Origin of the sequence: Microbispora sp. NPDC046933 (assembly GCF_040644635.1) — a bacterium.
GTDB lineage: Bacteria > Actinomycetota > Actinomycetes > Streptosporangiales > Streptosporangiaceae > Microbispora.
This window is the reverse complement of sequence record NZ_JBEYWW010000036.1, coordinates 91051-100563: the sequence shown is the minus strand read 5'-3', so window position 1 is coordinate 100563 and position 9513 is coordinate 91051. Positions and strand designations below refer to the sequence as shown.

Below are 9513 nucleotides of genomic sequence, written 5' to 3'. Positions count from 1 at the left end.
GGCGCGGGAGAGCCCGCGCCCGGCGCCACTCCTACCGCGGCTGGGTGAAAACCGCGACCGTGCGGGCGGGCACGGTCAGCGTGCCGGCCGCCGGGTCCGCCGACGCCTGCCGGACCACCGGGTCGTCCGACGCCGCCTGTACGGGATGCAGTGCGACCCGGGCGCCCTTCAGCGCGGGCACGGCGGGCGCGGCGGTCTTCCCGGTGGCGTTGAACACCACGTAGATCGCCTTGTTCGCGGCGTCGACGCCGGCGGCGTCGATGCGCATGACGATCACTCCGGGGGTGCCGGACGGCGGGAAGGAGACCCGCCTGCCGATCTCGGCGGCGGAGCCCAGCGAGAAGGCGGGGGAGGAGTAGCGGATCCGCAGGAACTCGCCGAACCTCGCCCGGGCCGCCCCGATCGCCGCGCAGTCCGGCCGCAGCGCGGGGTCGGCCAGCAGGGGCCGGGCGTACGGCCAGCGCGCCTCGTTGTCCTTCGCGGGCGGCAGGCCGCCGCCGAAGCCGTTGCCCTGGCGGCAGTCCCACAGCAGCCGGTTGAACCAGTCGCCCGAGTCGAAGGAGTTGCCGTCGAGCGACTTGGAGCGCAGGCGCTCGCTTCCCGCGTGGACGAACGCGGTGCCCTGGCCGAGCAGGACCGTCGCCAGCGACAGCGACTGCATCCGGACCCGGTCGGCCATCGGGGTGTCCTTGGGCAGCTTGTAGGCGAGCGCGTCGAACAGCGTCTCGTTGTCGTGGGCGTCCACGTAGGTCACCGTGTCGCCCGGCGTGGCGGCGTACCCGGCCGGCGCGCCGTTGTAGTCGACCTCCGAGCCCTTGACCTCGGTGCCCCCGGATCCGGTGAAGGTGTAGCCGGCGAGGTTCCCGGTCAGGCCCACCTTGATCAGGTCTTCGTAGTTGGCCAGCCGCTTCGCCTGGTCGGCCTCGCTGCCGTTCGCCGGGGAGCCGTTCGGGTCGCCGGCGAGCCCGGAGCCGAAGCCCTGGGTCGGCGGGAGGGCGTTGTAGGCGCCGCCGCGCACGGCGTCGCGCAGCCGGTCGTTGAAGGTGCCGATGCCGGTGCCGGCCATGTTGGCCTGCGTGGCCTGCTCGAACCTGGCGTCGTCGGCCACCTCGCCGAAATTCCAGCCCTCGCCGTACAGGATGATCGACTTGCCGTCCACGCCGTCCTTCTGGAGCGTGAGCGCGTCGAGGGCCTTGCGCACGGCCAGGATGTTCGCCTTCGGGTGGTGGCCCATCAGGTCGAACCGGAAGCCGTCGATCTTGTACTCCTTGGCCCAGGTCACGATCGAGTCGACGACGAGCCGGCCCATCATCGCGTGCTCCGGCGCAGTGTTCGCGCAGCAGGTGGAGGTGGCCACCGTGCCGTCGTCCATGAGCCGGTGGTAGTAGCCGGGCACGACGCGGTCGAGCACGCTCGCCGGGTCCTGACCGGCCGCGTGGGTGTGGTTGTAGACGACGTCCATGACCACCCGCAGGCCGGCGCCGTTGAGCCCCGCGACCATCTCGCGGAACTCCTTGATCCGCTTGTCCGGGTCGGTCGCGTACGAGCCCTCGGGCACGGTGTAGTGCAGCGGGTCGTAGCCCCAGTTGAAGGAGTCCTTGGCGGCCGTCTTCACGACGCACTCCTGCTGCTGCTCGGAGTCGGGCGGCAGCGCGGCGAAGTCACAGCCGGGCTCGGTCCGGTCCGATTTCACGTCCGGGACGGTGGCGAAGTCGAAGGCCGGCAGCAGGTGGACGTGGGTCAGTCCGTCCTTCGCCAGGCTCCGCAGCTCGGTCATCCCGGCGCTGCCGGTCTCGGTGAACGCCTTGTACGTGCCGCGCTCGGCCTCGGGGACGGTGGTGTCGGAGGCGGAGAAGTCGCGGACGTGCAGTTCGTAGATCGAGGCCCGGTCCTGCCGCACGGCCGGGGGCTTGCGCAGCGTCGTCCACCGGTCGGGCCGCAGCGTGCGGTCGGACAGGTCGACGATCTGGCTGCGCCCCGAGCCCGCCGAGACCGACAGGCTGTAGGGGTCGGTCACCTCGTTGGTCACGATCTTCCCGGCGGCGGGGGCGAAGACGGTGACGAGGTAGGTGTAGTACCTGCCCCGCCACGACGAGGGCCCGTCGACCGACCACACGCCGGTCGCGTCGTCCCTGCGCATGCGGTGGACCGTCCTGCGATCGGCGGACGGGCCGTCGTAGAGGGCCAGCTCGACCTTCTGGGCGGTGGGCGCCCAGATCGCCAGCCTGCCGCCGCCGGTCGGCCCCAGAGGAGCCTTGGCGGCCCCGGCGTACAGGTCGTCGAGGACGCCGGGGATCTGCACGCCGGTCGCGGTCAGCAGGGCGCCGGAGGGCCCCCGCTCGATCGCCACGACCTGGCCGCGCAGTGCCTCGCGCACGAGGTCCGCGTCGCGCGGGTCGACCTTCAGCGCGCCGTACGCCGCCAGATGCGGCCAGGCGGCCTTCTGCGCGTCGCTCAGCTGCCCGGGCATCAGCCGGATGAGATGGACGTCCCCGGTCAGGTCGCCCTTCTCGTACGCGATGTCGCCCTTGGGGGAGTAGGCCAGCGCGTAGTGGTTCGCCTCGGGGACCTTCCCCTTCCAGGCGACCGTGTCCCGGTCGATCCACTGCGCGGTGGCCTTGGACAGGTCGGCGTCCGCCCCGGTGGCCGCGGGCTGCGGCAGAAGGTATCCGTCCACACCGGACAGTTTCCACGCCTCGTGGCCGGTGGCGGCGAGGTCCAGCGCCTGGTCGGCCTGCTGGTCCTTCGCGTCGCCCTTGTGGATGATGTAGCCGAGCGTCCTGGCGCCCTCCTTGAGCGGCACCTCGAAGTACACGCCGAACCGGTCGGTCCCGGCGGGCTTCAGCGGGTCACCCCACTCGACCGAGCCGGACGCGTCGCCCCAGAAGTGCAGGCCCCAGCCGTCGTAGTCGCCGTCGGCCCGGCGGTAGTGCAGCACCGCGACGTTCCGCGCCGCCGCGGCGCCGCCGTGCACCGCGTTCTCGCCCGAGTTCACGTACGCCTCGGGCTGCCTCGCCGGGACGAACGTCTGGTCGGCCCCGGGGTCCTTCGTGTCGCCCTTGTGGATGATGTAGTTCAGCGGCGCGTCGGCGTTCTTCAGCGGCACCCGCCAGAAGGCCCCGAACGCGTCGGTTCCGTCCGGCCGCCGCGGCGAGCCCCACTCGGTGCCCGCGCCGTCGGCGAGCGCGTCGCCCCACAGGTGCAGGCCCCAGCCGTCGTACGCGCCGTCGGGGCGCCGGTAGTGGATCGTGGCGTACCCCTCGGCGGCGGCCCGGGAGGCGTACACCTCCGGCTTGCCCTCCACGAGCCACACCTCCCCCGTACGGGCCGGGTTGACCGTCCGGTCGCCCTGGTCCTTGGTGTCGCCCCTGTGCGTGATCAGGCCGACCTCGGTGGCCCCCGGCTTCAGCTTGAGCCAGGCGAAGCGGCCGAAGGCGTCCTCGCCCTCGAAGGCGACGGGCGAGCCCCACTCGACCGTCTGGTCGATGTCGCCCCAGGCGTGCAGGCCCCAGCCGTCGTAGTCGCCGCCGTCGCGCTTGTAGTGGACCACCAGGTAGTCGCGCTTGACCGCGCCCGGCTGCTCCTCGGCCGGCTCCGGCCCGGCGGTGGCGGTCGCCGTGGCACCCGCGTACCGGCCCGCCGCGTCCTTGACGACGGCCTTGTACGTGAGCGGGGTGCCCTCCGGCACGCCGGTCAGATCATGAAATATCCGGTAGGTGTGGCCGTTGGGCGCGTCGTCGGTGCCGAGCACCCGCCACGGCGCGTCCCCCGCCTTGACCGCGAACGTGACCTGGGCGAACCCGTCGCCGGGCACCTCGGCGGAGATCGCCACCCGGCTGTCGGCGGCCGTGCCGCGCAGGGTCTCCCCGGGCAGCGTGAGGGAGATCTCCGGCGCCCCGGCCGGGGCGGCCACCGCCTTGTCCGCGCGGTAGACGACGGCCGACAGCGGCGGCACGGTCACGGCCAGCTTCCCGTCGGCCGCGCTGGTGAGCTTCAGCGTCCCGCCGTAGACCTGGGTGAAGGAGGCGCCGGGCGAGTACGTCGGGATCTGGACGGGCTTCGCCGCGGCGCCGTTGTTGAGTGCGACCACGAACTCGATTCGTTCCCCGGCGGCGATCCGGGAGAACGCGAACACGTTCCCGCTCGCCAGCCGTTCGACCTGGGCGCCGTCCGCCAGCGCCGGGTAGCGGTCGCGCAGCCGGGCCAGCTCGGCGATCGAGGTGTAGAGGGGATGGGTGGTGACGAAGTTGGCGGTCGCGTGGGTGGCGGTGGTGCCGATGAGGTCGTCGTCGAGGTAGTCGGCCGTCTTCGAGGCGAACATCGGCTGCCGGGCGTCCTTGTCGCCTCCGCCGCCGGTGAAGCCCTGCTCGTCGCCGTAGTACACGACCGGCTGGCCGCGGGTCAGGTACATGAGCTGGTGGGCCAGGCGGTCGCGGGCGAGCAGCGTGGCGTCGTCCGCCGAGGGGTCGTCCTGTTTGAGGAAGTACCCGATCCGGCCCATGTCGTGGTTGCCGAGGAACGTCGGCAGCGACGAGGCGTTGGAGTCGGCGTCGGTGAAGTAGTCGTCCGCGGCGTACAGCCTGCCGAGGCTCGCGGCGTCGCCGCCGCTCGCGTACGAGCGCGCCGCCTCCTGGAAGCCGAAGTCCAGCGTGGCGTCGAGCGTGCCGGTGGTGGTGTAGCGGCTCTCGTACGCGGGGTCGGAGCTGTAGACCTCGCCGAACATGAAGAACCTGTCGTTGCCGAGCTTGGCGGCGTAGCCGTGCAGGGCGGGCGCGAAGCGCTGCCAGAACTCCATGTTGACGTGCTTGGCGGTGTCGATGCGGAAGCCGTCGACGCCGGTCTCCTTGACCCACGTCCTGTAGATGTCGGTCATGCCTTTGACGACCTCGGGCCGCTCGGTCCACAGGTCGTCGAGGCCGGAGAAGTCGCCGTACTCGGAGCTCTCGCCGGAGAAGGTCGAGTCGCCCCGGTTGTGGTACATCGTCGGGTCGTTCAGCCAGGACGGCACCTTCGACCTGGCCGTCACCACCGGCGTGTACGGGAACGACTCTGCGGTGACCTTCGGGAAGTCGTCGCGCAGGGCGTAGTCGCGGTCGTCGAAGGCCCGGCCGGAGGCGTCCACGTAGGGGTAGGCCGCCTTGCCGCGATAGCCGTACGTCTTCTCGGCGTAGTCGACGAGGTCGGCGGTGTGGTTGGTGATGATGTCGAAGAACACCTTCATGCCGCGCTTGTGCGCCTCCTTGACGAGGCTCTTCATCTGCGCGTTCGTGCCGAGGTGCGGGTCGATCCTGGTGAAGTCGGTGATCCAGTAGCCGTGGTAGCCGGCGCTCGCGTTCGCCCCGGTGCCCTGCACGGGCCGGTTCTTGAACGACGGCGTGAGCCAGATGGCCGTGCTGCCCAGGCCCTTGATGTAGTCGAGCTTCCCGATCAGGCCCGCGAGGTCGCCGCCCTGGTAGAAGCCCTTGTCCGCGGGGTCGAAACCGGTCGTCAGCCGGTTGCCGGACAGCCCGCCCCGGTCGTTGGAGGGGTCGCCGTTGGCGAACCGGTCGGTCATCGCGAAGTACAGCCGCTCGCGGGACAGGTCCGCGCGGAGGGCGTCGCGGGCGAGTTCGGCGTCGGACGGCGCGCCGGCCGCCACCGCGGGCACGGCCGGCCGCGCGGCCGCGGGAGTGGCGAGAGGGACGACGGCGAGCGCGGCGGCGAGTGCCGCGGCGACGGACACCGCGATGGGCGCGCGCGTACGCCGGTGCTGGGGGGTCACCATGGCCCGGAAGCTACTGTCGGGCCCCGGTTCGTGCAAGACTTTGCTGCAAGTTCCAGAAACATTGCAGCCGTTCTGTGACCCGCCGCCGTAACACCCGTGAAACCTGTGTCCGACACTGTTGGTGTCACTCAAAACGGGGGCCGCGCGAAGAGGAGGTGGTGGGGATGTTGCTGCGGCTGCGGGTCTCGCTCCCTGACCGGCCCGGGGTGCTCGGCCAGGTGGCGCGCGCGTTCGGCGTGATGGGCGCGGACATCCTGCAGGTCACCGTGCTGGAGCGGCAGGCGGGCCGCGCGGTGGACGACTTCACCGTCTCCTGGTCGGGCGTCTTCGAGCCCGGCGAGCTGAGCGAGCGGATCGGCGTGGTTCCCGGCACGCGGGTGGAGGCCGTGTGGCCGACCCGGGAGGCGCCCGGATCGAGCCCCGACTACGACCTGCTCGGACACGTCGCCGCGGACCCCGACCGGGCGTACGTCACCCTCGTCGACGCGGTGCCCGACCTGGTCAGCGCCGAGTGGGCGGTGGCGGTCGACTCGTCCGACGGCGAGATCGTCCACGGCAGCTGGCAGGCGCCGGAGAAGGTGCCCGCGGCCGACCTCACCCCGCTGCGCGCCGCGGCGTTCGAGGAGGGCGGGCTGCACCTCGCGAGCGTGCCGATGGACGGCGTCCACCTGGTGGTGGCGCGCTCCCAGGGGCCCGCGTTCCACCGGGCGGAGCTGGACAAGATCGTCCGCCTGGTGGGGATCGTCTCCGTACTGGCCGGCGGCGTCAGCCGGCCGGTCTGAGGGGCGTCAGCGGCGCGGCGGGTCGATGCGGTTGCCGTCCATCGTGAACAGCATGAGCCGGGAGACGTCGACGGCGACCCGGCCGTGGTCGCCGGCCCGCCAGACGGGACGGTTGCCGAGCCTGACGATCAGGTCCGCGCGGCGGTGCGTGCCCGACTGCGAGATCGGCTGCGGCTGCTCCTCCTCCACCGCGGCCGAGCCGTTGAGCAGGCGGCGCATCATCGACCGCGCCTTGCCGCCGCCCCCCGCGCCGTTCAGCTGGCGGCGGTCCGGCGGCTCGGGCACGTTGACGGCCGGGATCCCGGCCTCCAGGTAGGCGAGCCACTCGTGGCCGTGATACTCCAGCGTCCTGACCCGGCCGAAGAAGGTCGGCCCCTCCGTCTTCTCCGGCACCGGGACCAGCCCGTCCGGCCGGATCCCCACGATGATCTGCATGCCGGTGTGCTGCGACACCGCGTACGCCCGTGGATCGGTCCAGGGCATCGTGATCTGGTGTGGGCCGAAGTCGAGCATGATGAACTGGTTCTGCGGGGTGCGCACGGTCGCCGCGAGCAGGTTGAGCTGCTGGGAGTTGAGGAACGCGGCGGTGAACGCGGTCGCGGGGTCGTTGTAGACCTGCGCCGGGGTGCCGATGTCCTGCAGCACGCCCCGGTTCATGATGGCGATGCGGTCGGCCAGGGTGAGGGCCTCGACCTGGTCGTGCGTGACGTAGATGGTGGTGACCCCGAGGGCCCGCACCAGCGACGAGATCTCCATGCGCAGCTCGGTGCGCATGCCGGCGTCCAGGTTGGACAGCGGCTCGTCCATCAGGAACAGCGAGGGCTGGCGCACGATCGCGCGGCCCATCGCCACGCGCTGGCGCTGGCCGCCGGACAGCGTGCCCGGCCGCCGGTCCAGCGTCTCGTCGATGTGCAGCGCGCGCGACAGCTCGACGACCCGTTCCCGCACCATGGTGGGGTCCGCCTTGGCGATCTCCAGGGGGAAGGACAGGTTGCCGCGCACCGTCCGGTGGGGATACAGGGCGCCGTTCTGGAAGACCATCGCGACGTCCCGGTCCCGGGGCGCGAGGTGGTTGGCGAGCTGTCCGGCCAGCCACAGGTCGCCGGAGGTGATCTCCTCCAGGCCCGCGATCATACGCAGCAGCGTGGACTTCCCGCAGCCCGACGGCCCGAGCAGGACGAGGAGCTCACCCTCCTCCGCACGCAGGTTCATGCGGTCGACCGCGAGATACCCCCCCGGGTAGATCTTCGTCACGTTGTCGAGGACGACGGTGCTCATGCCACCTCCTCGCCTTCGGCTCCGAGTGGCGTTCGCCACACGGTGAGTTCACTGATTCGTGCGCTCCGCTCGCTCATGCAAGCTCGTTCCTCCCGGGCACGGCACTCCCGGATCCCCAGCCACCGATGTGAATGATGAGGTAGTACATCGCGTCGCGGGCACCCCTGTCCATACGTGTCGTGAAAGATCCGGCATCTACGTGAAACTTCTCGTTACTCCGAACTTTCCCCTCACTAAAGCCGGTTGTCAGGGTCGCCCCGTGACCTCGTCGCGCCCTCCTGGGGGCGTCAAATGTAACGAAATTGCTGAAAGTTTCTGTAAGGCCTTTCATCCCCTTCGCGCCCCTGTTACGTTCCGCTCAAATCCCCCTGAGCAAGGAGTGCGACGCAGATGAGGCGAGTCCTCACGTCCGCGGCGGTGGCCGCGGCGCTCGCTTTGGCGGTCACCGCCTGTGGCGACGGTTCCGGCGAGGCCGGATCGTCCCCGGCCAGGAGCGCCGCCCCCGCCGAGGTGGCCGGCACGGTCACCTGGTGGGACACCTCGGACGCCACGACCGAGGGCCCGGTCTTCCAGGAGATCATCAAGGACTTCAAGGCCAAGTACCCGAAGATCAAGGTCAACTACGTCAACGTGCCGTTCGCGGACGCGCGGGACAAGTTCAAGACCGCCGCGCAGTCCGGTTCCGGCGCGCCCGACGTGCTGCGCACCGACGTGGGCTGGGTCGCGGAGTTCGCCTCGCTCGGCTACCTCGCGCCGCTCGACGGCACCCCCGCGGTCGACAAGCCCGAGGAGTTCCTGCCCGTCCCGGCCGCCAGCGGCAAGTACAACGGCAAGACGTACGGCGTGCCGCAGGTGACGGACACCCTCGGCCTCCTGTACAACAAGGAACTACTGAAGAAGGCGGGCTACGACGAGCCTCCGGCGACGATGGCCGACCTCAAGAAGGTGGCACTCGACGTCAAGTCGAAGACCGGAGCCGGCGGCATCGCCCTGAACGTGGACGCCTACTTCCTGCTTCCGTTCATCTACGGCGAGGGCGGCGACTTCGTCGACGTCCAGAACAAGAAGATCACGATCTCGTCCCCGCAGAGCGTGGCGGGGGTGAAGATCGTCGAGGACCTGATCACGTCCGGCGCCGCCGTCAAGCCCGCGCTGCAGGACAGCTACACGAACGCCGAGACCGCGTTCAAGGACGGCAAGGTCGCGATGATCTTCAACGGTCCGTGGTCGAACGCCGACAACCTCGGTGGCAAGGTGTTCAAGGACAACCCGGACAACTTCGGCGTCGCCCCGGTCCCGGCCGGCTCGGCGAAGGCGGGCTCGCCCCTGGGCGGCCACGACTACACCGTGTACGCGGGCTCGAAGAACCTCGACGCGTCCTACCTGTTCGTCCAGTTCATGGACAGCGCGGAGAGCCAGGCCAAGATCGCCGGCAAGCTCGGCCTGCTGCCGACCCGCCAGCCCGCCTACAGCGCCTCCGAGGCCACGGCCAACCCGAAGATCGCACAGTGGGCGAAGCCGATGGAGACGGCCGTCGAGCGTCCCTGGATCCCCGAGGCCGCCTCGCTGTTCCAGCCGCTGGTCGAGGGCTACCAGAAGCTCGCCGGCGGGCAGACGACGACCGAGCCCATGCTCAAGGACGTCGCCACCGCCTACCAGGGCATCCTCAAGGGCTGGAGCCTGTAGGCC

Annotated in this window: 4 protein-coding genes; 2 read left to right on the top strand and 2 right to left on the bottom strand. The window is 70.8% G+C overall.

Translation table 11 applies throughout. The features are described from left to right. Nucleotides 1-31: 31 nt before the first annotated feature. Nucleotides 32-5764: a pullulanase-type alpha-1,6-glucosidase gene (gene pulA / locus ABZ857_RS35770; RefSeq protein WP_357052439.1), complete on the bottom strand. Its 5733-nt coding sequence runs from the start codon at nucleotides 5762-5764 to the stop codon at nucleotides 32-34. Nucleotides 5765-5928: 164 nt separating this feature from the next. On the opposite strand from pulA, the gene ABZ857_RS35765 reads away from it, so the two are divergent. Continuing rightward, nucleotides 5929-6546 carry an amino acid-binding protein gene (locus tag ABZ857_RS35765; RefSeq protein WP_357052448.1) on the top strand — a complete coding sequence of 206 codons (618 nt, stop codon included), beginning with the start codon at nucleotides 5929-5931 and terminating at the stop codon, nucleotides 6544-6546. Between the two features lie 6 nt (nucleotides 6547-6552). On the opposite strand, the gene ABZ857_RS35760 is transcribed toward ABZ857_RS35765, so the two are convergent. Then, nucleotides 6553-7824 carry an ATP-binding cassette domain-containing protein gene (locus tag ABZ857_RS35760; protein WP_357052436.1) on the bottom strand — a complete coding sequence of 424 codons (1272 nt, stop codon included), beginning with the start codon at nucleotides 7822-7824 and terminating at the stop codon, nucleotides 6553-6555. Nucleotides 7825-8214: 390 nt separating this feature from the next. Between ABZ857_RS35760 and ABZ857_RS35755 the strand changes: the two genes are divergently transcribed. Then, complete coding sequence (locus ABZ857_RS35755) at nucleotides 8215-9510, top strand: extracellular solute-binding protein (protein ID WP_357052433.1); 1296 nt, start codon at nucleotides 8215-8217, stop codon at nucleotides 9508-9510. Nucleotides 9511-9513 lie beyond the last annotated feature (3 nt).

Coding starts and splice junctions, on each gene's coding strand:
- ABZ857_RS35755 (WP_357052433.1), top strand. CDS start 8,215: ATGAGGCGAGTCCTCACGTCCGCGGCGGTGGCCGCGGCGCTCGCTTTG.
- ABZ857_RS35760 (WP_357052436.1), bottom strand. CDS start 7,824: ATGAGCACCGTCGTCCTCGACAACGTGACGAAGATCTACCCGGGGGGG.
- pulA (WP_357052439.1), bottom strand. CDS start 5,764: ATGGTGACCCCCCAGCACCGGCGTACGCGCGCGCCCATCGCGGTGTCC.
- ABZ857_RS35765 (WP_357052448.1), top strand. CDS start 5,929: ATGTTGCTGCGGCTGCGGGTCTCGCTCCCTGACCGGCCCGGGGTGCTC.